Origin of the sequence: Bradyrhizobium forestalis, assembly GCF_002795245.1 — a bacterium.
Classification (GTDB): domain Bacteria; phylum Pseudomonadota; class Alphaproteobacteria; order Rhizobiales; family Xanthobacteraceae; genus Bradyrhizobium; species Bradyrhizobium forestalis.
Genome location: NZ_PGVG01000002.1, coordinates 111755 through 136873, shown reverse-complemented (window position 1 = coordinate 136873; position 25119 = coordinate 111755). Strand labels below are relative to the sequence as shown.

Annotated in this window: 24 protein-coding genes; 11 read left to right on the top strand and 13 right to left on the bottom strand. The window is 65.0% G+C overall.

Going from position 1 to position 25119, the window contains the following annotated elements; translation table 11 throughout:
- The first annotated feature begins 8 nt into the window (after positions 1-8).
- Genes CVM73_RS02935 through CVM73_RS02915 form a run of 5 tightly spaced genes read left to right on the top strand, consistent with a single transcriptional unit; the run spans position 9 to position 4651 of the window.
- The gene (locus CVM73_RS02935; protein WP_167406620.1) at positions 9-1349 is read left to right on the top strand and encodes a nitrous oxide reductase family maturation protein NosD; all 1341 of its coding nucleotides are present in this window, start codon (positions 9-11) and stop codon (positions 1347-1349) included.
- Positions 1346-2266, top strand: a complete 921-nt coding sequence (locus tag CVM73_RS02930) for an ABC transporter ATP-binding protein (protein WP_100230516.1) — start codon at positions 1346-1348, stop codon at positions 2264-2266. The genes CVM73_RS02935 and CVM73_RS02930 overlap by 4 nt, the downstream gene beginning before the upstream one ends.
- The gene (locus CVM73_RS02925) at positions 2263-3090 is read left to right on the top strand and encodes an ABC transporter permease subunit (protein WP_100230515.1); all 828 of its coding nucleotides are present in this window, start codon (positions 2263-2265) and stop codon (positions 3088-3090) included. The genes CVM73_RS02930 and CVM73_RS02925 overlap by 4 nt, the downstream gene beginning before the upstream one ends.
- Positions 3087-3659 carry a nitrous oxide reductase accessory protein NosL gene (locus CVM73_RS02920; RefSeq protein ID WP_100230514.1) on the top strand — a complete coding sequence of 191 codons (573 nt, stop codon included), beginning with the start codon at positions 3087-3089 and terminating at the stop codon, positions 3657-3659. Before CVM73_RS02925 ends, CVM73_RS02920 begins: the two co-directional genes overlap by 4 nt.
- The gene (locus CVM73_RS02915; protein WP_100230513.1) at positions 3656-4651 is read left to right on the top strand and encodes an FAD:protein FMN transferase; all 996 of its coding nucleotides are present in this window, start codon (positions 3656-3658) and stop codon (positions 4649-4651) included. Before CVM73_RS02920 ends, CVM73_RS02915 begins: the two co-directional genes overlap by 4 nt.
- Before the next feature lie 54 nt (positions 4652-4705).
- Here CVM73_RS02915 and CVM73_RS02910 read toward each other — a convergent pair whose 3' ends face one another.
- The 7 genes from CVM73_RS02910 to CVM73_RS02880 form a co-directional block, all read right to left on the bottom strand.
- Entirely contained in the window at positions 4706-5395 is a 690-nt protein-coding gene (locus tag CVM73_RS02910) for a DUF4956 domain-containing protein (protein ID WP_100230512.1), read from the bottom strand.
- A gap of 500 nt (positions 5396-5895) precedes the next feature.
- A complete protein-coding gene (locus CVM73_RS02905; protein WP_100230511.1) occupies positions 5896-6711 on the bottom strand; it encodes a hypothetical protein in 816 nt (271 codons plus the stop codon).
- 82 nt (positions 6712-6793) lie between these two features.
- On the bottom strand, positions 6794-8086 hold the full coding sequence (fsrB, locus tag CVM73_RS02900; protein WP_100230510.1) for a siderophore utilization protein FsrB: 1293 nt from the start codon (positions 8084-8086) through the stop codon (positions 6794-6796).
- Positions 8087-8147: 61 nt separating this feature from the next.
- Positions 8148-10136: a TonB-dependent siderophore receptor gene (locus CVM73_RS02895; protein ID WP_167406619.1), complete on the bottom strand. Its 1989-nt coding sequence runs from the start codon at positions 10134-10136 to the stop codon at positions 8148-8150.
- A gap of 522 nt (positions 10137-10658) precedes the next feature.
- Positions 10659-11324: a methionine ABC transporter permease gene (locus tag CVM73_RS02890; protein WP_100230508.1), complete on the bottom strand. Its 666-nt coding sequence runs from the start codon at positions 11322-11324 to the stop codon at positions 10659-10661.
- A complete protein-coding gene (locus CVM73_RS02885; RefSeq protein ID WP_208639160.1) occupies positions 11314-12453 on the bottom strand; it encodes a methionine ABC transporter ATP-binding protein in 1140 nt (379 codons plus the stop codon). Before CVM73_RS02885 ends, CVM73_RS02890 begins: the two co-directional genes overlap by 11 nt.
- A gap of 236 nt (positions 12454-12689) precedes the next feature.
- Positions 12690-14162 carry a DASS family sodium-coupled anion symporter gene (locus tag CVM73_RS02880; RefSeq protein ID WP_100230507.1) on the bottom strand — a complete coding sequence of 491 codons (1473 nt, stop codon included), beginning with the start codon at positions 14160-14162 and terminating at the stop codon, positions 12690-12692.
- A gap of 242 nt (positions 14163-14404) precedes the next feature.
- Here CVM73_RS02880 and nthA point away from each other — a divergent pair, with 242 nt between their 5' ends.
- From nthA to CVM73_RS02865, 3 genes are read left to right on the top strand one after another with little or no spacing between them, the layout of a single operon-like run.
- A complete protein-coding gene (gene nthA / locus CVM73_RS02875) occupies positions 14405-15034 on the top strand; it encodes a nitrile hydratase subunit alpha (protein ID WP_100230786.1) in 630 nt (209 codons plus the stop codon).
- On the top strand, positions 15031-15690 hold the full coding sequence (nthB, locus tag CVM73_RS02870) for a nitrile hydratase subunit beta (protein WP_100230506.1): 660 nt from the start codon (positions 15031-15033) through the stop codon (positions 15688-15690). Before nthA ends, nthB begins: the two co-directional genes overlap by 4 nt.
- Complete coding sequence (locus CVM73_RS02865) at positions 15690-16067, top strand: nitrile hydratase accessory protein (protein WP_167406590.1); 378 nt, start codon at positions 15690-15692, stop codon at positions 16065-16067. Before nthB ends, CVM73_RS02865 begins: the two co-directional genes overlap by 1 nt.
- Before the next feature lie 149 nt (positions 16068-16216).
- Here CVM73_RS02865 and queC read toward each other — a convergent pair whose 3' ends face one another.
- A complete protein-coding gene (gene queC, locus CVM73_RS02860; protein WP_100230504.1) occupies positions 16217-16930 on the bottom strand; it encodes a 7-cyano-7-deazaguanine synthase QueC in 714 nt (237 codons plus the stop codon).
- 127 nt (positions 16931-17057) lie between these two features.
- On the opposite strand from queC, the gene mazG reads away from it, so the two are divergent.
- Together mazG and CVM73_RS02850 are read left to right on the top strand one after the other, a co-directional pair.
- Entirely contained in the window at positions 17058-17912 is an 855-nt protein-coding gene (gene mazG, locus CVM73_RS02855; RefSeq protein WP_100230503.1) for a nucleoside triphosphate pyrophosphohydrolase, read from the top strand.
- Between the two features lie 224 nt (positions 17913-18136).
- Positions 18137-18595 carry a GNAT family N-acetyltransferase gene (locus CVM73_RS02850; RefSeq protein ID WP_100230502.1) on the top strand — a complete coding sequence of 153 codons (459 nt, stop codon included), beginning with the start codon at positions 18137-18139 and terminating at the stop codon, positions 18593-18595.
- 24 nt (positions 18596-18619) lie between these two features.
- Here the strand turns inward: CVM73_RS02850 and CVM73_RS02845 are convergent, their stop codons facing one another.
- From CVM73_RS02845 to CVM73_RS02825, 5 genes are all read right to left on the bottom strand, one after another.
- Entirely contained in the window at positions 18620-19069 is a 450-nt protein-coding gene (locus tag CVM73_RS02845) for an SMI1/KNR4 family protein (RefSeq protein WP_158237533.1), read from the bottom strand.
- 30 nt (positions 19070-19099) lie between these two features.
- Complete coding sequence (hflX, locus tag CVM73_RS02840) at positions 19100-20482, bottom strand: GTPase HflX (protein ID WP_167406589.1); 1383 nt, start codon at positions 20480-20482, stop codon at positions 19100-19102.
- A gap of 11 nt (positions 20483-20493) precedes the next feature.
- Positions 20494-20742 (bottom strand): RNA chaperone Hfq, encoded by a 249-nt coding sequence (hfq, locus tag CVM73_RS02835; RefSeq protein ID WP_007591126.1) that lies wholly within the window; start codon positions 20740-20742, stop codon positions 20494-20496.
- Positions 20743-20988: 246 nt separating this feature from the next.
- A complete protein-coding gene (gene ntrX / locus CVM73_RS02830) occupies positions 20989-22359 on the bottom strand; it encodes a nitrogen assimilation response regulator NtrX (RefSeq protein ID WP_100230500.1) in 1371 nt (456 codons plus the stop codon).
- Positions 22360-22376: 17 nt separating this feature from the next.
- Positions 22377-24731, bottom strand: a complete 2355-nt coding sequence (locus CVM73_RS02825) for a sensor histidine kinase (RefSeq protein ID WP_100230499.1) — start codon at positions 24729-24731, stop codon at positions 22377-22379.
- Positions 24732-24905: 174 nt separating this feature from the next.
- Between CVM73_RS02825 and CVM73_RS39975 the strand changes: the two genes are divergently transcribed.
- Positions 24906-25052, top strand: coding sequence for a hypothetical protein (locus CVM73_RS39975; protein WP_167406588.1), 147 nt, complete (start codon positions 24906-24908; stop codon positions 25050-25052).
- The last annotated feature ends 67 nt before the right edge of the window (positions 25053-25119 follow it).

Genomic DNA, 25119 nt, shown 5'->3' with positions numbered 1-25119 from the left:
TGTCACGCATGTTTCCGGCGGCGCTGGTCGCCGCCGGAATGTCCGGCTTCGCCGAAGCGGAGACCTTGACGGCTGCGCCTGGGCAGCCGTTGCAGGCGTTGCTGGATGGCGCGCGCGCTGGCGATGTCGTCAAGCTTGCACCGGGTGACTATCACGGCTCGATCCGGATCGACCGCCCCCTGCAGCTGGTCGGGACCGAGGGCGCGGTGCTCGACGGCGACGGCGCCGACAACGTCATCACCGTCAGCGCGCCCGACGTCACCATCCGCGGCGTGACCATTCGCGGGTCCGGCCGTGATCTGCAGGCGATGAATTCCGGGATCTTCCTGCAGAAGACCGCCGAGCGCGCGACGATCGAGGACAACCGGCTGGTGGGAAACCTGTTCGGAATCTACGTGCACGGCGCTCGGGGCTCCCGGGTCGCCCGCAACGAGGTCGAGGGACTACGCGGTGGCCGTCTCAGCGAGGCGGGCAACGGCGTCTCGCTGTGGAATGCGCCCGACGTCACCATCGCGAACAACACGTTCCGCTACGGTCGCGACGGCATCTTCTCGATCTCCAGCAGCAAGGATCGCTTCGTCGACAACCGCTTCGAGCAGGTTCGCTTCGCGGTCCACTACATGTACACCAACGACAGCGAAGTCAGCGGCAACGTTTCGATCGGCAACCATGTCGGTTACGCGATCATGTATTCGAACCGCCTGGTGATCCGCGGCAACAGCTCCGATCGCGATCGCGACTATGGACTTCTCTTCAATTACGCGAACTACGCCCAGATCGAAGGCAACCGGGTCACGGGCGGCCCGCTGACCCCGATAATGCAGAAGACGGAGGATGGTCCGGACGACGAGCGAGGCATGCTGCCGCAGCCGAAGCGGGAGAGCACGCTCGGGACCGGCCCGGAGAAATGCGTATTCATCTACAACACCAATCACAACAAGTTCCGCAACAACTGGTTCGAACGCTGCGCCATCGGCGTCCACTTCACGGCCGGCTCCGAAGGCAACGAAATCACGGGCAATGCCTTCGTCGGCAACGCCAACCAGGTGAAATATGTCGGCACCCGGCATCTGGACTGGTCGATCGGGGGGCGCGGCAATTACTGGAGCGACAACCCCGCGTTCGACCTGAACGGGGATGGAGTAGCCGACACGGCGTACCGGCCGAACGACCTGATCGATCGTGTGCTGTGGACGGCGCCCGCTGCGAAGGTCCTGATCAACAGCCCTGCCGTCCAGGTGATCCGCTGGGCGCAAGCACAGTTTCCGGCACTGCTGCCGGGCGGCGTGGTCGACAGCCATCCGCTGGTGGCGCCACCGAAGAGCCGCGCCTCGAAGGAAACGCGATGACCGGCACGGTACGCGTCAGCGACGTCAGCAAGGCATATGGCCAGGTCAAGGCCGTGTGCGATGCCTCGTTCACACTTGGCCAAGGCGAGCTGGTCGCCTTGATCGGCCACAACGGCGCCGGCAAGACCACGCTGATGAAGCTCATGCTCGGCTTGATCCGGCCGACCAGCGGCTCCATCGAGGTTCTTGGAGACAATCCCGCCGCCGGCGAGTTCGCGGGCCGACGACAGCTCGGCTACCTGCCCGAGAACGTCTCCTTCGACCCTGCCCTGACCGGCCGCGAGACGCAGGCCTTCTACGCCAGGCTGAAGCGGGAGCCGGTCGCCAAGGCCCTGGAGCTGCTCGACGCCGTCGGCCTGGGCGCCGCCAGCCGCCGCCGGGTCAGCACATATTCGAAAGGCATGCGCCAGCGGCTCGGGCTCGCGCAGGCGCTGCTGGGTCAGCCGCGCGTGCTGCTGCTGGATGAGCCGACCACCGGTCTCGATCCGGAGCTGCGGCAGACCTTTTACGACATCATCGCGCGGCTCGCCGCCGGGGGCGCGACCGTGCTGCTGTCGTCGCACGCGCTGACCGAGCTCGAGGAACGCGCCGGCCGGGTGATCATCATGAACCGCGGCATCAAGGTCGCGGATGGATCGATCGACGAGCTGCGTCGCCTTGCCCGGCTACCCACCAGGATCCGCCTCAGGGTCGCGGGGCTCGCTCCGAGCGAGATGCCGGGCTGGGCGCCCAAGGACGCGACCTGCCGCCGTTTGAACGGCCACATCGTCGAGATCGACGCCGCGCCGGAGCGCAAGCTCGAGCTTCTGCATCGCGCCACCGCCGCCGGCAATTCTGTCGAGGACGTCGACGTGGTCCCTCCGACCCTCGACGAGCTCTACGCTCACTTCCTTCGGCAATCGGAGCAGGCGCCATGAACGTCCTGATCATTGTCGCCAAGGAAATCCACCAGGCCATCCGCAATCGCTGGGTGCTGGCGGCAACGCTCCTGCTCGCAGGGCTCGCTTTGTCACTGACCTTTCTCGGCAGCGCGCCAACCGGGAACGTCGGCGTCCGCGCGCTGGACGTGGTCATCGTCAGCCTGTCGAGCCTGACGATCTTTCTCGTCCCGCTCATTGCGCTTCTGATCTCCCACGACGCCATCGTCGGCGAGATGGAGCGAGGGACGATGCTGTTGCTGCTGAGCTATCCGGTCGCGCGCTGGCAGGTGCTGCTCGGCAAGTTCCTGGGGCACCTCGCCGTCCTCGGCTTTGCGACCTGCCTCGGCTATGGCGCGGCCGTCGGAGCGCTGGCAGCGACGGGCAGCGACATCGACAGCGATAGTCTCCTGGCCTTTGCAGCGATGGTCGGCTCCTCGGTGCTGTTCGGAGCTGCGTTCGTCGCCATTGGCTATCTGGTCAGCGCGCTCGTGCGCGACCGCGGAACGGCAGCAGGCATCTGCATCGGGCTATGGCTGCTGCTGGTGCTGATCTATGACATGGCGCTGCTGGGCGTGCTTGCGCTCGACCAGGGACGCAGCATCTCGGCGACCGTGCTCAACGCCCTGCTGCTGTCGAACCCGACCGACGCTTACCGGCTGATCAACCTGACGGGGTTCGCCAATGTCAGCACCTTTGCCGGCATGGCCGGCCTTGCTCAAAGCACGTCGCTGACCGTGCCGGTCCTTCTGACCGCCCTGCTCTGCTGGACGCTGCTGCCGCTGGGGCTGGCCGCGCTCGCCTTCTCGCGGAGGGAGCTATGAGGCGGCTGGCTATCGCCTGCGCCTTGCTGCTGCCGCTGGCGCTCGCGGGCTGCAACGAGAAGCAGGTTGCGAAGATCCCGCCGCCGCATCGGATGACGGCGGAGGACATCGGCCATTACTGCGGCATGAACGTGCTCGAGCACCCGGGGCCGAAGGGCCAGATCTTCGCCGTGAGCCTCATTCAGCCGGTCTGGTTCTCGTCCGTACGCGACACGATCGCCTTCACCATGCTGCCGGACGAGCCCAAAGACATTCAGGCGATCTACGTGTCCGACATGGGCAACACACCGAACTGGGACAAGCCCGGGGCCGACAACTGGGTCGAGGCGCGCAAGGCGTTGTTCGTGATCGAGAGCCGGGTCAAGAGCGGCATGGGCGGGGACGAGGCCGTTCCGTTCTCGGACCGGGCGGCGGCGGAGAAGTTCGCCGGTGAAAACGGGGGCAGGATCGTCGGCTTCGACGAGGTGCCCCGCGATTATGTCCTGACATCGGCGAATGTCGCCGGCGGCGCTGCGTCCGACGAAGCGACTGAAGGCCCGCCGGGCGACCGGTCGAGGAGAACGCCATGACACAGGCGCTGACGCGACGACGCTTCATCCGGATCAGCGCCGCGGCGGCGGGGCTCGGCTCCCTGTCCCTCGGACGTCCCGTTCGTGCCGAGGTCGCGCCGGTCACCTGGCGGGGCACGATGCTGGGTGCGGTCGCGACGATGGAGATCCACCACGACGACCGCCGCCGGGCCGAGCTGCTGATATCGCTGGCATGCGCCGAGGCGCGCCGGCTCGAGCGGCTGTTCAGCCTTTACCTCGACGACTCCGCCCTGGTCGAGCTGAACCGGAAGGGCATCCTGATCGATCCCGCCGCCGAAATGGTCGATCTGCTCTCGACCTCGCAGCATTATTCCACGCTGACGGGCGGTGTGTTCGATGTCACGGTGCAGCCGCTGTGGGAGCTCTATGCCGGCCACTTCGCGCAGGACGATGCCAATCCGGCCGGTCCTGCGGCAGCCGAGATCCAGGCGGCGCTCGCGCGCATCGACAGCGGCCGGCTGTCGATCAGCCGCGATCGGATCGTGATGCCCAAGGGCATGGCCGTCACCTTGAACGGGATCGCGCAAGGTTACGTCACGGACAAGGTGGTCGACCTGTTGCGGGCGCACGGCATCTCTCGCAGCCTGGTCGACATGGGCGAGACCCGCGCGATCGGCCCGCGTCCGGACGGACGCCCCTGGGAGATCGGCATCGCCGATCCGGACATCGTGGACCATACGAAAACGGTGCTGCCGATCGTCGACCGCGCTGTGTCCACCTCGGGCGGCTATGGCTTCCGGTTCGATTCCAAGGCGCGCTTCAACCACCTGTTCGATCCGCGAACAGGCGGCTGCGCGCTGCGCTATCGCAGCGTGACGACGGTGTCCCGCAGCGCGACGGCCGCGGACGCCTTGTCGACGGCGTTCAGCCTGATGCAGGAAGACGAGATTCGATCGTTGCTGCCGCGCGTCGACATCGACCGCGTGCATCTGATCGATGAGGCCGGAAAGTCGGTCGAGTTGGTCGCTTAGTCTGTCCGGATGGGCCGCGTTGTCTGGATCGACTTGCCGACGTTTCCGCAAGTCTCAGTCCCCATCCCCTTCCGCGCCTTTGCCGCGCTGCAGGCGAACGACGTTGACCTCCGACGTTCCTGGTACGGCGCGAACGGTCACAGCGATGCTCGGGATGTCTTGGCCGACGCCGGCGACAATCTCAAACGTGTAGGTCGTGCCGCCATCGGCTGTGTGCCGCAAGGACACGGAATTGACCCGTTCGGCAACGCGTCTCAGGGCGGTTTCATACTGTGCGAATGCATCTTCGGCGCCCGTCGCCCTGACGCGCAGCGAGGGCGCGCGCGGTGTGCCGAACTTTATGCGCTCCAAAACGATCAGGAGGATCAGCACGAATACGCATCCGCCGGCGGTCAGAACGAACTGGCCGCCTCCGATGCCAACGCCTGTCACGATCGATATGAAGACGAAGGTGAACTCTCGCGTGTCGCGGACGATCGTTCGGAATCGGATGAGGCCCAGAAGACCGATCAACGCGAAGGCAAACCCCTCGCCCATGGCCCGGTTGGCGTTGTCGAACGCCGTGGCCGAGCGGATCGTGTGCATCACCAACGCTGTCAGCGGCACAATGACGACGCAGGCGTGAACGAACGAGGCCGAGAGCAACATCCCGCGGTAACCGCGCGCGTAGGCAAAGCCGATCAGCAGACCAAGCGCGATCGACAGGACCGTGGCGCCGAGAACGTACTCGATCTGTGGTGTCATCGCCGCTTATGCTCCCAAATCGACGGCCATCGATTGCAACACGGGGGATGATTGCTCCCTGGAAAAACTAGCGATAAAGTTGCAAGGCGAAAGATCCTTTATAGGGCGTGCAGGAGCCCTGCGTCGATGCCGCGCTGGCTGATCTGGCGGCACCGTGCTTTCGTAATTGTTCGAGCGTGATTTCGTCGTGAAATTGGTCTTCACTTGGCTGACGCCACCCGGCCCGGTACAGACCCTAGCGCGAAATGGCTTTAGGTTGAATCGATTGTCGCGGCTCGTTCACCTCTCCTGCTTGCGGAAGAGGCGTAGGCCGCCTCCGGCGGCCGTCATCTTAAGAAACGCCGAGGCAAAGCCTCGGCTATGGCGAAGCGCCGGGTGAGGGCTTTCTCCTCTTGGGGATTGTCCCATTGCGGAAGCACCCTCTCCCCACCCCTCTCCCGCAAGCGGGAGAGGGAGCGCACCTCCGTCGTTGCGCGATCAAAGCCTCATTTCATCGCGCTTTAGCGCAGCGGCAGCAGATCCAGCTGGCTCTGTGCCTTCTTGACGGCAGCCGCGAACCAGCTCTGGCTCGGCGCTTCCCTGGCAAAGCACTTGGTGTAGGCGTCCATCGCCTGGTCTTCGCGGGCCATGGCGTCCTGCGGGGTCTTCCTGGCCATCATCTGCTTCCAGACCTTCTCGCAGGCCGGGATTTCGGCCGTCTTCACGGCGTCGGTTGCGGCAAGATAGAAGACCTTGTCGCCCTGGATCGCAACCACGCCAATCTCGCTCGGCGGCCCCTTGAGGCCGCCATTGCCACGCACGCCGAGCACCGCGGCCGAGGCGCTCGCGCCGGCGGGCTTGGTGACCGGCAGGTCCGCATATTTCGCGAAGGCGGCGTCCTGAATGGCGTAGTAGTAGAAGCGGTCCGACCTGAGCGCCGCGCCGATCTCCTGTGGCATGCCGTCCTCGCGGTGCTCGGCAAGCCAGTGCTTGAGCAACCCGGTCGTGGTCACCACCGCTTGCAGCTTGTCACCTTCGGTGGCGAAACCGAGGCCGTCGAGATGACCAAAGCCGACGTCGTCCTTGAACAGCGTATCGACGTTCGACTTGCCGTCGGCCGGAAGCCCCTTGATCGTGACCGGGCCCACCAGCGTGCGCAGCGCGGCGGCGAGCTCCCTGAGTGCCGCGTCATGCTGCTTCGAGGTATCCTCGCTCTCCTTGGCCTTCGAGAATTTGACGATGTAGCGGTCGCGCAGGTCGAGATAGTGCTGCTCGGGCGCGGCCGCATGTGCGCAGGACCCGAAGACGAGCAGGCAGAGCAAGGCGAGCGATCTCATTGCAATTCCGGAAGACTGGGAGCGATCTCCAGTCTTTGTGCCGGCGCCGGGGGCGAAGGTTCATCCCTTGAATGCGGGTGCCCTACTCTGCCGGCGTGAGTTGCTGCCGGGTCAGGCGCATCGCGGCGGTCTCGCGCACGCGGACGCGGGCGCGGCGCTTGCGCCACCAGATCACGACGCCGGTGACCGAGAGCGCGGCCACCACGAGCCCCATGACCGAGATCAGGATCCGTCCGAACAATCCGACGATGCGGCCCGAATGCAGCGGAAACTGCGCCTGCACGAAGATGTCCGCGGCGGTGCCGACCCAGGGCAGCCGCTCGCCAATGGGGCGGCCGTCCTCGCTGTCGTAATAGAGCTGAGCCGGGCCGACGCCGCCGGCGCCGTGGTCGTCGCCGGGGTGGAAGAAGGCGGCGGCATAGACGCCATGGGCCGGGCCGTAATTGATCGAACCGACCGGGGTGGACCACCCGCGCGCCTTGCCGTCCGCGGCAGCGCGCGCGGCAATGTCGGCGAAGGTGACCTTGGGCTCGATGGGATCGTCGAGATCGCGATACGGCCGCTGCTCATAAGGCGTCGGCGTGTAATTCGACACCATCTTCATCAGCGGTGAGAACACCTCGAAATAGAGGTTCAGCGAGAACGCCGTGAAGGCGATGATGAACAGCACGCTCCAGGTCCAGAGGCTGAAGGCGCGATGGATGTCGAAATTGATCCGGTAAGCGCTGCCCGAGGTCTTGATGGTCCAGGCCGGCGCCCAGCGCGCCCAGAAGCCACGCTCGAGCTGGCGCGTGACGGCGGGCGCCCGCGCCGCTTTGGCGCGCCGGCGCGAGGGCAGCGTCAGGTAGAAGCCGACGAAGCAATCGATGGTCCAGATGATGGCGATGATGCCGAGCACGCGCATGCCCCAGCGGTCGCTACCCCAGAATTCGGGGATGTGCATCGTGTAGTGCAGCTTGTAAAGGAACGAGACGAAGTTCTCGCGCGTGACGGGCCACACTGCGCCCCAATAGCGCCGGCCTAACTCCGCACCGGTGTTGGGATCGAGGAAGACCTGATTGTAGTCGAGCGGGTAACGCTTGCCGGTTGCGGGATCGATCCGCGGCATGACGAAGAACCACAGCGAGTGGCCCTGCTCCGGCGTCATGAAGAGATAAACGACGCGCGCACGGGGATCGCGCTGCTCGATCATCTTGGCGAGCTCGATCGAGGGAATCGCCGGCCCCTTGCTGCTGACGTCGAACAGATGGCTGTTCAGGACGTCGTCGATCTCGTGATCCCAGGAGATGATCGCGCCGGTGATGCCGGAGAAGAACAGGAATCCGGCCGTGAGCAGTCCCGCCCAGCGATGCAGCCTGCCGAATATCGCTCTCATCGTCTTCCACTCTCATCCAGCGGATCCGGCCCCCCAGTGCCGGACCGTCTTCCGTTCGAACTCACCAGCGATAGGTCAGCTTGCCGATCGCCTTGCGCCCCTCGGCATAGAAACAGCCCGCCAGGCTGTAGCAGGCAGCGACATAGCGCGTGTCGGCAAGGTTGGTCACGTTCAGCGACAGCCGCCAATTGTCATGGGTGTAGGCCAAGAGCGCATCCAGCACGGTCGAGGCGCCCACCTTGAAGGTGTTGGCGTCGTCGCCCCAGGTCGCGCCGACATAGCGGATGCCGCCGCCGAACTGCAGGCCGGCGAGCGGCCCGTTCTGCAGCGTATAGTCGCTCCACAGCGAGGCGCGGTTGAGCGGCACGGTGACCGGCGCCTTGCCGACATTCACCGGATCCTGCGTGACCATGGCGTCGACATAGGCATAGGCCGCGCGCAGGTTCCAGCCGTCGGCGAGCGACATTGTGCCTTCGAGCTCGATGCCGCGCGACTTCACCTGCCCGGTCTGTTCGGCAAAGGTGGCCGCAGGCACGTAGGTGACGACGTTGTCGCGCGTCAGGTCGAACGCGGCGAAGGTGAACAGCGCGTTCCAGCCGAGCGGCTGGTACTTGACGCCGACCTCGTACTGGACGCCGGTCTCGGGATTGAGCATCTGTCCGCCAAAACCGGTCGCGAGCACCGGCAGGAACGATTCCGAGTAGCTGAAATAGGGCGCGACGCCATTGTCGAAATTGTACATCACGGCGGCGCGGCCGGTGAAAGCCGAGGCGTCCTTCGCGACCGTGGTGTTGGCGATGCCGTTGTCGACCTGCGTCGTCACGAAATCCTGGCGGCCGCCGAGCTGGAATGAGAGCCGGCCGAGCTTGATCTGATCCTGCGCATAGAGACCCACCTGCGACTGCTTGACGCCGGTGTTGTCGTTCATGCCGCCGATGGTCCAGTCGTAGCTGTAGACCGGATTGAAGACGTTGATCTCGGGCGCCGACGTCGTGACGCCGAAGGCGGTGTCGCGAAACCTGGTGTTGCGGTAGTCGATGCCAACCAGCGTGGTGTGGCTGAGAATGCCGGTGTTGAACTTGCCCTGGAGCTGGTTATCCACCGCGAAGGAGTTGATGTAGGAGTTGCTGTAGCTGCCATAGCGCGCGAGCTGTCCCGCGGCTTCGTCGGTATAACCGCCGCCGTAAAACACCTTTTCCTCGTTGTGCTGGTAGGCATAGCGCAGGTTCTGGCGGAACGTGAGGTAGTCGGTGAAATCGTGCGAGAGCTGGTAGCCGGCGGTCGCGATCTCGGTATTGAACGCGTCGAAGCTCGGCACGCCCGCGAAGAACGAGACCGGGATGGTGCGGCCGTTGTTCGGCCACACCGTACCCGAGGCCGGCAGGAACTGGAGGCCCCACCCTGCCCGGTCCTTCTGGTAGTTGGCGAGCAAGGTGATTGTGGTGTCCTCGTTCGGCTTGAAGGTGACGGCGGGCGCGATGAAGACGCGATTGTCCTTGCTGAAGTCGACCTGGGTCTCGCCGTCGCGCACGACGCCGGTCAGGCGCCACAGCACGGTGCCTTCCTTGTTGGCAGGGCCGCCCATGTCGAACTGGCCCTGATAGCGGTTGAAGCTGCCACCGGAGATCGACACCTCGCCGAACTGCTGCGCGGTCGGCAGCTTGGTCACGTAGTTGAGGATGCCGCCGGTGCCGCTGCCGCCATACATGGCAGAGGACGGGCCCTTGAGTACCTCGATGCGCTCGGCACCATAGGGATCGAGGCCATTGAAGTGCACGTAGTTGCTGGAGGGAATCCGCAAGCCGTCGACGTAAAGGCCCGGCATGGTCATGTCGAAGCCGCGGATCTGGAGGCCGCCGAAGCGGGTGTCCGAGCCGCCATTGACGTCGCCGCTGACCCCGGCGGTGTAGCGCAGGGCCTCGCCGATCGAGACCGCGCCCTGGTTCCTGATCTGATCGGTGGTGATGACGGATACCGACTGCGGCGTTTCGATCAGCGGCGTATCGGTCTTGGTGGCGGTGCCGCTCCGCGTCGCGACGAAACCGCGCACCGGACCATTGGCGCGTTCGCCCGTGGTGCCATTCGATGATGCCGACTGATTCGGCGTGGCCTGCTGCGCCGGGGCGCGACGATTGGCGCGGGCGGTGCGTGTCGCTGCCGCCCTTCGCGACGAAGCAATCGCCGCCGGACGGGCGCGCTGCGCCGGCGCTTCCACGGTGACTTCAGGAATTTGCGTCTGCGCCTCCACGGAACCGAAGGGAACGACGAGGGAGAATGTGCTGACCGCCCCGAGGAAAAACACCTGAATCTGTCGACGACGCGTGTCGCCACGCGAAGAAAATTGGAAGTCGGTCACGTCTTTCGAGGCCCCACGCACTGCCGGCTTCGCCGGTATCGTTTTTGATGCCCCGCCCTAACTCAGGCGGTTTCCGAGTGCGATAGGAACGACGTTAGAATCTCTCCAGACGTGTGCGCAGCGCGTGCGGCGAATGCGCTCAGGCGTGCTTCGGAGTTTGGAATGTTTCCAGACAGGCAAAAACACAACTGCCTGTCGGCAACATCTGGAAACGGGTCAGCGATGCCGCAGCCGGCGATTGACCCGGCGCGCCAGATAATCGCCGGCGCTCTGGACGAGCTGGACCAGCGCGATCAGCACGACCACGACGGCCAGCATCATCTCCGGCATGAAGCGCTGGTAGCCGTAGCGGATGCCGAGATCGCCTAAGCCCCCGCCGCCGACCGCGCCGACCATCGCGGAGTAGCCGAGCAGACTGACGACAGCGAGCGTCAGCGCCAGCAGCAGACCCGGCAGCGCCTCGGGGATCAGCACCTTCAGCACGATCTGCATCGGCGAGGCCCCGAACGACGACGCTGTCTCGATCAGACCGCCATCCACCTCGCGGATCGCAGCTTCGACCAAGCGCGCGATGAACGGCGTCGAGGCGATGGTCAGCGGCACGATCGCAGCGGTCGATCCGATCGAGGTGCCGGCAATGAGGCGCGTGAACGGGATGATGGCGACGACCAGGATGATGAAGGGCGTCGACCGCGTCGCATTGACGATGATGCCGAGCACGCGATTGACGAGCGGCGCCGCGAACAGCTCCCCCTTCCGGCTGGTGGCAAGGAAGACGCCGAGCGGCAGGCCGAAGGCGGTGCCGAGCAGCGCCGCGATGCCGACCATGTACAGGCTCTCAAAGGTGGCCTGGATGATCAGGTTGATGAGTTCAGGCGACATAGCCGATGCGCTCCGCCGAGAATTGATATTGAGAGAGCCAGGCGAGAACCCGCGCCTGCATGTCCTCGCTGCCGGGTACACCGAGAACGAGCGAACCCACATGCCGGCCGCCGATCTCGTCGATGCGGGCCGACAGCAACGCGACGTCGAGGCCAAGCTCGCGGGCGAGCCGGGCCACCACCGTGTCGCCGGCCCCTGCCCCACGCACCTGGACGCGGATCACGGCCTGTCCGCCCGCGGACGGCTCTGAAACGATCCGGCTCGCAAGCGAGACCGGCAAGCTGTCGCCGATCACCTCGGCCAGGAAGGACTGCGTGATCGGATGCTTCGGGTGGGTGAAGATGTCGGCGACATGACCGCTCTCCACGACATGGCCGGCATCCAACACCACGACTTCCTTGGCGAGCTGGCGCACCACGGACATTTCGTGGGTGATCAGCACGATGGTCACCCCGAGCTCGCGGTTGATGTTGGCGAGCAGATCGAGGATCGCGCGCGTGGTTTGCGGATCGAGCGCCGAGGTCGCCTCGTCCGACAGCAGCACGCTCGGCCGCGTCGCCAGCGCCCGCGCGATGCCGACCCGCTGCTTCTGGCCGCCGGAGAGCTCTGACGGATAGCGATCGTGCTTGTCGGCGATACCGACCAGCGCCAGCAGCTCGGCGACACGCGCCTTGATGTCCGCCTTGGTCCAGCCGGCGATCTCGAGCGGCAGCGCGATGTTGTCGGCCGCGGTGCGCGACGACAGCAGGTTGAAGTGCTGGAAGATCATGCCGATCGAGCGCTGCGCCAGCCGAAGCTCGCGGCCAGTCAGTGCCGAGATGTCTTTGTTGTCGACCATCACGCGGCCCGTGGTCGGCTTCTCCAGCCCATTGATCAGTCGCACCAGGCTCGACTTGCCGGCGCCGGAGCGGCCGATCACACCGGTGATGGAACCGCGCGGAATCGCGAAGTCGATGCTTTGCAGCGCGTTGACGCCGGGCTTGCCGCGATAGGCCGGATAGGTCTTTGAGAGGCGCTCGAAACGCACCATGGCATCCGCCTCAGCCGCGGCGGGTGAAATCGCTTCCAGCTTGGCGATCGGCTGTCCGATGGCGAGCGATTGATGGGCATTCATGGAGGCGGCCTTCATGCACAATAGTTCGCGTTCCCGCGCCCCGGGGGGCACATGGGAACCAGGTCGCATCGAGCGACGGGGAGAGAGACAGCGGTGAGGATCCGGAACGAACGCGCTGCACCGCAGCACGCACCATCGCCTTTTCCCGTCTTTCTTGCAATTTCAGATATTTGGCAGGAGTTGGACGAAGATTTCCCGATCCGTTCCCGGAGAAGAATATTCCTTCGTCGGGTATCAGCCTCCAGCCTGGCTCAGGAGACCTTCAACCAGGGCAGCACGATCAGCAGGAGCCCCGCGAAATAGAGCAGCCCGAAGATCAGCCCAAAGGCCCAGAACTGCCCCTTCCCGATATAGCCGCTGCCGAAATACATCGGCGCAGGTCCGGTGGCGTAGGGCGAGATCACGCCCATTAGGCCGAGCGAATACATGCAGAGCATGGCAAGCGTCGTGACCGGCAGGTCGGCAATGCCCGAGCCGACCGCGAGCACCACCGGCAGCACCGCGGCGGCATGCGAGGTGATGCTCGAGAAGAAATAGTGGATCCAGAAGAACAGCGCGACCAGCAGCAGCATCGCGGTCGACGGCGACAGCCCCGCGAGCGGCTTGGCGTACTCGGTCGCGAACCATTTGATGAAGCCGATCTCGTTGAGGCCCGAGGCCAGCGTCAAGAGCGAGGTGAAATAGAAGAACACCTCCCAGGCGCTCTTCTCGCTGACGATGTCGGCGAATTCGATCACGCCGGTGACCAGCATCAAGGAGATCACGATGAAGACGACCGTGGTGGCGTTGACGAAGTTCGAGCCGAGCACGGGCACGTGGATGTCGGGGCTGGACCCCGCGATCCACAGGAACATTGCGAGCACGATCAGGCCGAGCATGATCCACTCGTTGCGCGACATCGGCCCCATGGCCGTCAGCTCCTTCGCCGCCCATTCGGAGATCTCCGGGCTGCGCTTCACCTCGGGACGGCAAACCAGGTAACTGAGCAGCGGAACGAGAACCATCAGGAGGATGCCGAGCGGCGCAAAGCCTAGGAACCACTGGCCCCAGCTGACCTCGACCCCGACGGTCTTCTTGGCGATCGCCAGCGCCGCCGCATTGGGCGCGAGCGCGGTGAAGAACAGTGAGCTCGTGACCGCAGTCGCGGCGAACGCGGTCCACATCACGTAGGTGCCGATCCTGCCGGCGGTCGGCCCCGGCTCGGAGCCATAGATGCGCGGGATGTTGCTGATGATGGGATAGACGATGCCGCCGCTGCGTGCGGTGTTCGAGGGCGTCGCTGGCGCGAGCAGGAAATCCGACATCGCCACCGCATAGCCGAGGCCGAGCGTGTTGCGGCCGAGCCGCTGCACCAGCACCAGTGCGATGCGCCGGCCGAGTTGGCTCTTGCGATAGCCGATCGAGAACACGAAGGCGCCGACGATCAGCCACACCGTGCTCTCGGCAAAGCCCGCCAGCATCCAGCGCAGCGACTTTCCGGGATCCGCGTCGATATAGCCGGCGACGCCGGCGACCGTCAGGCCGATAAAGCCGACCGCGCCGACCGGCATCGATTCCAGGATGAGCCCGGTGATGACGGCCGCGAATACGGCGAAATAGTGCCACTGATTGACGTTGAGCCCTGATGGCACCGGCCACAGATAGATGGCCAGCCACACCACAAGCGGCGCGACCAGCTTCCAGCGAAACCCTCTTGCTTCAGGCGCCTGCGAACCAGCGGCCATGGGCCCTCCCCCTCGAATTGTCGTCGCATGTGCGGCCCGTGGGCACAGCCAGTTTTGTCCCTGATCGGCGTATACGGATTGTCCGTGAGGCGATCAATGGCCAGTTCATTGCCGTCTTGAAGACGATTTCGTCAGGCCACCGGTACAGATGCTAGCGTACAAACGCCGTCACGAACACGTGGCCGGATTGCACTGCAACGAACGCTCGACAGAAACCGACCGTTGCGCCTATGTTTGCCGCCATGAGCCACGATCACGACCATCACCACGATCACGACCATTCCGAGCTGTCCGAGACCGAGCTGCGCGTGCGCGCGCTCGAGACGATCCTGACCGAAAAAGGCTATGTCGAGCCGGCCGCGCTCGACGCCATCATCCAGGCCTACGAGACCAAGATCGGCCCGCACAACGGCGCGCGCGTCGTCGCCAAGGCCTGGACCGATCCGGCGTTCAAGAAGGCGCTGCTGGAGGACGGCAGCAAGGCGATCAGTAAGCTCGGCCATGTTAGCCGCGTCGGCGATCATCTCGTCGTGGTCGAGAACACGCCGCAGCGACACAACATGGTCGTGTGCACGCTGTGCTCCTGCTACCCCTGGGAAATGCTGGGGCTGCCGCCGGTCTGGTACAAGGCCGCGCCTTATCGCTCGCGCGCGGTGAAGGATCCGCGCGGCGTGCTCGCCGATTTCGACGTCAGCCTGCCGAAGGACATGGAGATCCGTGTCTGGGACTCCACCGCCGAGACGCGCTTCCTGGTGCTGCCGATGCGTCCCGCGGGCACCGAGGGCTGGAGCGAGGAGCAGCTCGCCGAGCTCGTCACCCGCGATTCCATGATCGGGACCGGATTCCCCAAGACGCCGGGAGCGCCGTCATGAACGGCGTGCACGACATGGGCGGCATGGACGGGTTCGGCAAGGTCGAGCCCGAGCCGAACGAGCCGATGTTTCACGCCGATTGGGAAGCGCGTGTCCTCGCCATGGTGCGCGCGATGGGCGCGGCCGGCGCTTTCAACATCGACACCTCGCGCTTCTATCGCGAGACCTTGCCGCCGCACGTGTATCTGGCGAGCTCCTATTACAAGAAATGGTTTCTCGGCCTGGAGGAGATGCTGATCGACAAGGGCTACCTCACTCGGGAGGAAGTCGCCGCCGGCCATGCGATGCAGCCGGCAAAGGCGCTCAAGCGCGGCAAGTTCGACCTCGCCAATGTCGAGCGTGTGATGGTGCGCGGCAAGTTTGACCGCCCTGCCCCGGCTCCGGCGAAGTTCAACATCGGCGATCGGGTGCGCGCCAAGAACATGCATCCGGCGACGCACACAAGGCTGCCACGTTACGTGCGCGGCCATGTCGGCGTGGTCGAGCTGAACCATGGCTGCCACGTGTTTCCGGATTCGGCGGCGATGGAGCGCGGCGAGAATCCGCAATGGCTCTACACCGTGGTGTTCGAAGGCCGCGATCTCTGGGGCGAGGATGGTGATCCCACGCTGAAGGTGTCGATCGACGCGTTCGAGCCCTACCTGGAGCCGGCGTGATGAGCAGCGCGCTTGCCGCCGCGGCGACGGCGGCGATCCCGAGCATTCCGCGCGATGACGACGGCCCGGTGTTCCGCGCACCCTGGGAGGCGCATGCCTTCGCGATGGCCTTGACCCTGCACGAGCACGGCGTGTTCACCTGGCCCGAATGGGCCGCAGCGCTCGCCGACGAGATCAAGCGCGCGCAGGCCGCCGGCGACCCAGACACCGGCGAGACCTATTACCTGCACTGGCTCGCCACGCTGGAAGGCCTCGTCGCGCGGAAAGGCGTCGCCTCGATGGAGACCCTGCACCGCTACCGCGACGCCTGGGACCACGCGGCGGACAGGACGCCGCACGGCAAGCCGATCGAGCTGCGGGAAGAGGATTTTGGCTAGCTCGGTAATTGGCGCGCTAGTGCCAAGCCCACCGCTGTCATTCCCCGCGAAGGCGGGGAATCCAGTCCGCCGCGGCCTCTCGGCTCAAGCACGGTCTCTGGGATACTGGATCGCCCGCCTGCGCGGGCGATGACATCGAACTTGTAGCACTACCTTCCCGCCACATACTCCCGCCACCCCTTCGCCCGCAGGCTGCACGCCGGGCACTCGCCGCAGCCATAACCCCAATCATGCTGCGCGCCGCGTTCGCCGAGATAGCAGGTGTGCGACTGCTCGCGGATGAGATCGACCAGCCCCTCGCCGCCGAGATCATGCGCCAGTCGCCAGGTCGCGGCCTTGTCGATCCACATCAGCGGCGTATGCAGCTCGAAGGGCCTCGCCATGCCGAGCGAAAGCGCCGTCTGCATGGCGCGGATGGTCTCATCGCGGCAATCGGGATAGCCGGAATAGTCGGTCTCGCACATGCCGCCGACGATGTGGGTGATGCCGCGCCGATAGGCCAGCGCCGCGGCGAAGGTCAGGAACACGAGGTTGCGGCCGGGCACGAAGGTGTTGGGCAGCCCATCCGCGCCCATCGCGATCGCGACATCGCGCGTCAGCGCGGTCTCGGACACGGCCGCGAGCGTCGGGATCGACAGCGTGTGGCTCTCGCCGAGTTTCGCGGCCCAATCCGCGCGCAGCCCCTTGATGCCGTCGAGCAGGCGGTCGCGGCAGGCGAGCTCGATGGCATGGCGCTGGCCGTAGTCGAACCCCAGCGTCTCCACCCGCGCGAAGCGGCTCAGCGCCCAGGCGAGGCAGGTGGTGGAATCCTGGCCGCCGGAGAACAGCACCAGCGCGGTTTCGGGGGAAAATGCGTCACTCATGGCCCGCGCTTTAGCACTGCGCGACCTGCCCGCCAATTGGTGGAAATCGGTCTGTTCCGCAGCGCCCCGCTGGGAACGGCGGCCAGCTTTTGGCATAAGGCTTTTGACCCTAGGAGACTGCCCCGCAATGACCCCTTCCCGCGACATTTCCCGCCTGATCGAGATCATGGCGGCGCTGCGCACGCCGGTGACCGGCTGCCCCTGGGACCTCGAGCAGAATTTTGCGACCATCGCGCCCTACACGATCGAGGAAGCCTACGAGGTGGTCGATGCCATCACCCGTGGCGATCTCGATGATCTGCGCGAGGAACTCGGCGACCTGCTGCTCCAGGTCGTGTTCCACGCCCAGATGGCGTCGGAGCAGAACGCGTTTGACTTTGGTGGCGTGGTCGAGGCCATCACGCGAAAAATGATCCGCCGCCATCCCCACGTCTTCGCCGACAAGGACGGCAACCTCGCCTCCTCCCACGTCAAGGAGGTCTGGGATCGTATCAAGGCCGAGGAGAAGGCCGAGCGCGCCGCGCGCCGGCCGCCGGAAGATTTGCCGGCGCACAAATCGCTGCTGTCGGGCGTGAAGGCCGGCCAGCCCGCTTTGACGCGCGCCATGGAGCTGCAGCGCAAGGCCTCCACCGTCGGCTTCGACTGGAACGACCCACGCGCGGTGCTGCAAAAGATCCGCGAGGAGGCCGACGAGATCGAGGCGGCACTCGATCGCAACGACAAGCAGGAGATTGCGGAAGAGACCGGCGACCTGATGTTCGCCCTCGTCAACCTCGCCCGCCATGTCGATGCCGATCCGGAAGCCGCCCTGCGTGCGACTAACGCAAAATTCGAGCGGCGCTTTGCGTTCATCGAGCGCGCGCTGGAGGCGCAGGGGCGGACGCTTGGGCAGGCGTCACTTGCGGAGATGGACGCGCTGTGGAATGCGGCGAAGGGTGATGAGACGCCGGTGTCAGAAGGACGCAAGGAAGCCCGCCGCTAATTCCGCCGTCATCCCGGACAAGCGCGCCTCAAGCGCGCGCAGATCCGGGACCCATAGCCCCAGGGAGAAGTGTGGCGCGAGCTGGCAACCACAGGTCTTCGCCAAACGGTGTCCTGTGGCTATGCGCTTCGCTGCGCTGGTCCGGGACGACAGCGGTTTATGTGGAAAGTGCGATGCGGGCTACGATGCTTTCTAAGAGATACATTCAGTGACGAGGGCACGAAGTGGAAATCAGACAGGACGATCCCAAGGCGCCGCACGTCGCCGATCTGCTTGCACATCATCTGGAGGAGCTCCGCAGCGTCATGGGTGAGCACGCGCAGGCGCTGGATGCGAGCGGTCTTTCCGCTCCGTCTGTGACGTTCTGGACGGTTTGGCACGGCGACGTGCTGGCTGGCTTCGGTGCCCTGAAGCAGCTGGATGAGGCACTGGGCGAAGTAAAGTCGATGCGCGCCGCGCCGGCCGCGCGTGGGACCGGGGTCGGTCGCGTTATCCTGCTCCACATCATTGCCGAAGCCCGCAAGCGAGGCTATTCGCGTCTCAGCCTCGAGACCGGCACGGCGCCGCTGCACGTTCCCGCCGTTGCGCTTTACCGCAGCGTCGGCTTCGTATCCTGCGAGCCGTTCGCGGACTACCAGGCGAGCCCGCACAACCAGTTCATGAGCCTCGACCTGGCCGAGTGAACCCCTGATCTGCTACCCGCTCTCCTACTCCGCCGCAATTAGCTGGCGGAGCCAGTCTGCGAATGAGCCGGCGATGAATTTCGGGGTTTGATCCGGACCTGCCTCGTGGTTCCAGAAAACGATGCGCTGCTCGCCATCAACAACGTAGCGGGTATCGAGACAGTGCTGGTTGCCAAAACCGTCATTGTAAAAGGCAACGAGGTATGACGGCAGCGGAGGGTACATCTCCGTTCGCTCGCTCAGCGTCATTTCTTTGAGCCGGCGCCACAACCCAATCTCTGCGCCGAGGCCGTAAATCTCGTTCGTACCAACGCTTAGCCAGCCATACGATTGCAGGTAATCGGCAAAGCTTCCGGCAAAACGAACGCCGAGCTGGCGCTCGCAATCGGCAATCTCTTCCGTTGTTGCCCCCGATCCGTGCTCAATCTGACCATGGAAGTCCTGCAAGATGGTGCGGATCACGCCTGCGGACATCATCACTCCGTTTTGCCGGATCTCTGCTGCCTAAGCCGACAGACGCGGCACCGCATCGAACCTGGACATCACGATATCCCGCTTGGTCTCGTCCACCCGCACCGTCATGTCGAAGCGGCCGTCGTGCAGCTCCTTGGCCAGCACCTCGGCATTGCGGTGCAGCCAGGAGATGCCGGCGCCGTCGGCGGCGTCGATGGAGAGATCGAGCGTGGTGCGCTTGGCGGCCAGGCGCTGCTCGATCGCGGCGAGCAGAGCATCGATTCCCTCGCCTGATGCGGCGGACACCAGCATCGCCGGATGATCCTCCGGCCTGCGCGCGGCGATATTGAGCAGCTCTTCGCGTTGCTCGGGGTCGAAACGGTCGATCTTGTTCCAGACTTCGATGATGCGGCCGGAATCGTCGGGGTTGATGCCGAGCTGGCGCAGCACCGCGTCGACGTCGCTCTGCTGCGCCTCGGCGTCTTCGTGCGAGATATCGCGCACATGCAGGATGACGTCGGCCTCCAGCACCTCCTCCAGCGTAGCGCGGAACGCGGCGACGAGTTGCGTCGGCAGATTGGAGATGAAGCCGACGGTGTCGGACAGCATCGCCTTGCCGCCATGCGGCAGGTTGAGTGCGCGCAAAGTGGGATCGAGCGTCGCGAACAGCATGTCGGCCGCCTGCACGTCGGCGCGGGTCAGGCGATTGAACAGCGTCGACTTGCCGGCATTGGTGTAGCCGACCAGCGCGACGACGCGATACGGCACGCGCTGGCGGCCGGCGCGATGTAGACGCCGCGTCGCCTGCACCTTCTTCAATTCGCTCTCGAGCTTGGAGATGCGCTCCTGAATCAGGCGGCGGTCCGCTTCGATCTGCGTCTCGCCGGGACCGCCCATGAAGCCGAAACCGCCGCGCTGGCGTTCGAGATGGGTCCAGGAGCGCACCAGGCGCGAGCGCTGGTAGTTGAGATGCGCAAGCTCGACCTGGAGCGCACCCTCCCTGGTCTTGGCGCGCCGGCCGAAGATTTCCAGAATGAGCCCGGTGCGGTCGAGCACCTTGGCTTGCCATTCCTTCTCGAGATTGCGCTGCTGGATCGGCGCCAGCGCGCAATCCATCACCACGAGCTCAACCTCCAGGCTCTTGATCAGCCCGGCGATCTCCTCGACCTTGCCCTTGCCGATATAGGTCGCGGGCCGGATCTGGCTGACCGGAGCGACGATGGCGTCGGCAATCACGAGATCGATCGCACGCGCGAGGCCCGCGGCCTCGTCGAGCCGGGCCTCAACGTCACGCAGGACATAGCCTTCCGATTGCGCGTCGGCACTGCCCGTGCGCAATCGCAAATAGGGGCCGATGACAAGCCCCCGCCCCGTCTGCGTAGCCCCTGCCGACCGCGGACGGTCGGCATCCCCGTCGAAATTCCGGGGTTCCAATCAGATCACTCTCAAGCCGGCTGGTCCTCGCCGCCTTCGAACAGCTGAATCGGAGCGCCCGGCATGATGGTCGAGATCGCATGCTTGTAGACAAGCTGCGAGTGACCGTCGCGCCGAAGCAGCAAACAGAAATTGTCGAACCAGGTCACGATGCCCTGGAGCTTCACTCCGTTGACCAGAAAGATCGTCAGTGGCGTCTTGGTTTTGCGAACGTGATTAAGGAAGGTGTCCTGTAGGTTTTGTGCGCGGTCTGCCGCCATTGTTTTTTTCTCGCTTTGAGTTTCTTTTTATTGCGCCGGATGCGGCCCTCTTTGTCGAGTTCGGGGCCTCCTCCGGTTGCCGTTCCTCATGAGATCCCCCTCGGAAGGAACAGCGGTTCGATTAGAGGACAGGTCGGGATATTAGGCAAGCCGCTTCACGCGGCAGCCGACGCCCTATTGCCCCGAAAAACTACGGAAATCGATGATTTTCCTCGCCTATTGCCGAGGGCGACTGCGACGTCGGCCTTAGCCGACGCCGAGCGCCTTTAGCTTCCGATGCAGAGCCGAACGTTCCATGCCAACGAACTCGGCCGTTCGAGAAATATTTCCTGAGAAACGGCTGATCTGTGCAATCAAATAGTCGCGCTCGAACACCTCGCGCGCTTCGCGCAGCGGCAGGCCCATGATGTGCTCGCCATTGTTGCTGGTCGGCATCGCCGGCACCATCGAGCCGACGTCCTGCGGCAACATGTCGGCGGTGATGATCACCTCTGGCCCGCCGGCCGCCAGAATCATGACTCTTTCAACGTTATTGCGGAGCTGGCGCACGTTGCCGGGCCAGACATGCGATTGCAGCACCGCCATCGCGTCCTGCCCGATCTGGCGCTTGGGCAGGCCGCTGCCGGCCGAGATCTGCTCCATGAAATAGTCGATCAATTCCGGAATGTCCTCGCGCCGCTCCGACAGCGCGGGCACGCGGATCGGCACCACCGAGAGCCGGTGGTAGAGGTCCTCGCGGAAATGGCCGGCCGCGATCTCCTCTTCGAGATTGCGCGCGGTGGATGAGATGATGCGTACATCGACCTGCACCTTGGCCGTGCCGCCGACGCGCTGGAACGACTGCTCCACCAGCACGCGCAGGATCTTGTTCTGGGTCTCGCGTGGCATGTCCGCGATCTCGTCGATGAACAGCGTGCCGCCATGGGCTTCCTCGAGCGCGCCGGCCTTGCGCGGCTGCTCGCCATTGGACTGCTCGACGCCGAACAGCTCGTGCTCCATGCGCTCGGGCGTGATCGCGGCGGCATTGATCACCACGAAGGGACCGTCGGCCCGGCCCGAGGCGGCATGCAGCGTGCGCGCGGTCAGCTCCTTGCCGGCGCCGGCGGGGCCGACGATCAGAATGCGGCTGTTGGCCTTGGCCGCGCGCTCGATGGTCTGGCGCAGCTGGTTCATGCTGGGCGAGCGGCCGACGAGCTGGCTGGCGCTCGGCGCGAGCTGCTTCAGCTCCTTGACCTCGCGCTTGAGCCGCGAGTTCTCCAGCGCTCGGGTCGCGACCAGGATGAGGCGGTCGGCCTTGAACGGCTTCTCGATGAAGTCGTAGGCGCCGCGCTTGATCGCGGCGACCGCGGTCTCGATGTTGCCGTGGCCGGAGATCATCACGACGGGCAGATCGGCATTGTCCTTCTTGACCTGCTCCAGGAGCTGCAAGCCGTCGAGCTTGGAGCCCTGCAGCCAGATGTCGAGGAACACCAGATGCGGCCGACGATTGGCAATCTCGGCGAGTGCCGTATCGCTGTCGCGTGCGGTCCGCGTCACGAAGCCCTCGTCCTCGAGAATGCCCGCAACGAGATCCCGAATATCGGCCTCATCATCGACAATCAGAATTTCACTTGCCATGGATCGCGCCTGTCTTGTCAGCTGCCTGTTGAGGCTTCGATTTTGGTTGAATCATTGGTCTTTTCAGCCGGCTCTTTGGTTCCGGCGGCCGGCTCTTTTGTTTCCTGGTTCTTGACGGATTCCGTAAGCGTTTGCTCGGCTGTCGCGGACTTCGCGGGCTGCCCTGAGACGGCAAAGCGCATCCGCATCCAGGCGCCGCGCTGGCCTTCACGGAAGTCGGAGGCGTCCTTCAGCTCGATCCGCCCGCCATGGTCTTCCAGCACGCGGCCGACGATGGCCAGGCCCAGCCCGGTGCCCTTGGCGCGCGTGGTGACGTACGGCTCGAGCAGGCGCGAGCGCGCGACCTTGGGCAGGCCGATGCCGTTGTCGATGACGTCGATCAGCACGTCGTCGCCCTCGCGCGACACCACGACGTCGATGCGGCCTTTGCCGAGCTCCTCGGGCGGGACCTGCTCGATCGCCTCGGTGGCGTTCTTGACGATGTTGGTGACCGCCTGCGAGATCAGCCGGCGGTCGAACTGGGCGCGCAGCGGATCCTGCTTGAACTCGGCCTCGATGTCGATCTCGGGATGGGCGACCTTCATCAGGAATACGGCCTGCCGCACCGTGTCGGCGACGTCCTCGCCTTCCATCACGGGCTTGGGCATCCGCGCAAAGCGCGAGAACTCGTCGACCATGCGCCTGATATCGTCGACCTGGCGCACGATGGTGTCGGTGCACTGGTCGAAGATCTGCTTGTCCTTGGCCTCGGTGATGTCCTTGCCGAACTTGCGGCGGATGCGCTCGGCGGAGAGCTGGATCGGCGTCAGCGGGTTCTTGATCTCGTGGGCGATGCGGCGCGCGACGTCGCCCCAGGCCGAGGTGCGCTGGGCCGAGACCAGCTCGGTGATATCGTCGAGCGTGATGATGTAGCTGTCGTGCGGCTGGTTCTTCTCGGCACTGACGCGGACGGACAGATTGCGCTCGGCGCCGTCGCGGGTGATCGTGATCTGGCCCTGCACCAGGCGCTGGGTGCCTTCCCGCGCCGCCTTCATCATCTCGTCGAGCTCGGGCAGCACGTCGGAGAGCGGATGGCCGAGCGTCTCCGCTTCGGAGTGCCCGATCAGCTTCTCGGCGGAGCGGTTCAGGATGCCGACGCTGCCGGACGCATCGACGCCGATGATGCCGGCGCTCGCCGAGGACAGCACGGCTTCGATGAAGCGGCGGCGGCTGTCGATGAGATCGCTGGCGTTGACGAGCTCGTCGCGCTGGCTGCGCAATTCCTGCGTCATCTTGTTGAAGGTCTCGCCAAGCTGCGCGAGGTCGCCTTCCGACTGGTGCACCGGCACCTTCACGTGAAGGTCGCCGGTCGAGACCGTGTGTGCCGCGTTCATCAGCCGCCGGATCGGCGAGACCAGCGAATTGGCGAAGTTGAGGCCGATCAGCACCGAGGCCATCAAGATGGTCAGCGCGATCACCGCGAACATCAGCGCGAAGGCGACCTGGATGCCGAGCCGGCGTGACTCGATCTGGGCGTATTCGGCGACGCTGACTTCGGTCTGCTTGAGCTGGTTGACGACGTTCGGGTCGAGCGGACGGGCGACATAGAGGAAGGTGTCGTTGAAGGCGCGCAGGCGGATCACCGCAGCGACGAAGCTCGCATCGGGGAGCACCGCGATCTCGGGCTCGTTCTCGTTGACATTGCTGAGAAAGTCCGGCGCCGGCGGCGAATAGGCGAGCCGCATGCCGGTGTCGGCCGACTCCAGGATGTTGGTGTTCTTGTCGATGATCATCGCGCCCGGCAGATTGCGGGAGCTGGCACTGGCGGTGAGCATCTCGCGGAACGAGCGGCGGTCCTGGTCGTAGAGCGGCCGGGCATGGGCGATGTCGTTGGCCATGCCGATAATGTCGCCACGGATCAGCTGCGCGTGGTCCTGCATATAGGCTCGCGCGATCGTCAGCGAGTTCTGGATCACCTCCTTGGTCGGGCCGGAGAAGAGCCGGTCGAGGCCGCGCTCGATGGTGACGTTGGCGACGACGGCGACCAGAACCGCCGGCAGCACCGCCACGATCGAGAACAGGCTGACGATCTGGACATGGAGACGCGCCGCCGCCCTGCCCCGCCGCCGCGCCAGGATCAGCTGCCAGAGTTCGCGGATGATGATCCCGACCAGCAGCAGGATCGTGGCCGCATTGATCAGGTAGAATGTACGGACGACTTCGGGCGTCGGCTCGATCCTGGTGAGACCGGTCAGGACCAGGAAGGTCAGGAAGGCCGACAGCAGTGCCAGCGCCACGGCAAAGGGTGCCAGCCAGCGCCGCACCGACCAACGCCGGGGCTCTTCCGCTGGGGCCGTGTCAAAGTGTGCGGCCGAGGTCTCTGCGCTGGTCATTCCGGCAATGGTGGTGCTGAAAACGGGTCCGCGACGGGCGGATACTGATGTATTCGTACCACATTGTTGCCGAATTGCGACAATTCCGCGGCGTGCTCCCCGCGGTGGGGCGGCGCAATCCACAAGCACATGCCGGTTAGACGGAACGGATTCCCGCCATTCCGCTTGATCTGGATGGATAGGATCTTTCTCGCGACGATGGTTTCGGCCGTTCTCCTGCTAATCGTCGCCGCCGACCTCCTGGTCAACGGCGTCGCCCTTCAGCAGGCCCCGGTGAATCTCGCCAGCGTGATGCCGGCATCCGGCCGACTGGTCAGGTAGATGTGATGCCGCGCGTTGCGGCCGAACGAACCCATTTGAGTGCGCCAGCGGAACATTTGGGTCCTAT